This window comes from Streptomyces sp. SID13726 (assembly GCF_010548375.1).
In the GTDB taxonomy this organism is placed as follows: domain Bacteria; phylum Actinomycetota; class Actinomycetes; order Streptomycetales; family Streptomycetaceae; genus Streptomyces.
In genome coordinates this window covers 1-444 of sequence record NZ_JAAGLY010000440.1, presented here as the reverse complement: position 1 = coordinate 444, position 444 = coordinate 1, and the positions used below count along the sequence as shown (strand labels likewise).

Genomic DNA, 444 nt, shown 5'->3' with positions numbered 1-444 from the left:
ACCGTTCGACGTGCTCGTCTTCAGCAAGACCGGTGGCTTCCGCCACGGGTCGATCCCCGCGGGCATCGCCACGATCCAGCAGCTCGGTGCCGAGAACAACTTCGAGGTCACCGCGACCGAGGACGCGGGAGCGTTCACGGACGACAACCTCGCGCAGTACGAAGCCGTCGTGTGGCTGTCCACGACCGGCGACGTCCTCAACGACGACCAGCAGGCCGCGTTCGAGCGCTACATCCAGAACGGGGGCGGGTACGCGGGCATCCACGCGGCGTCCGACACCGAGTACGACTGGCCCTGGTACGGCGGGCTGGTCGGCGCGTACTTCAGCGCTCACCCCCAGAACCAGACCGCGACCGTCAAGGTCGAGGACCACGTCCACGAGTCGACGGCCCACCTGCCCTCACGGTGGGAGCGGTTCGACGAGTGGTACGACTTCCGCACCAA

At 67.6% G+C, this 444-nt stretch carries 1 protein-coding gene; it reads left to right on the top strand.

Going from position 1 to position 444, the window contains the following annotated elements; genetic code table 11:
- Positions 1 to 444, top strand: a 444-nt coding sequence (locus G3I78_RS48485; protein WP_164437016.1) for a ThuA domain-containing protein, incomplete at both ends; no start/stop codon positions are given.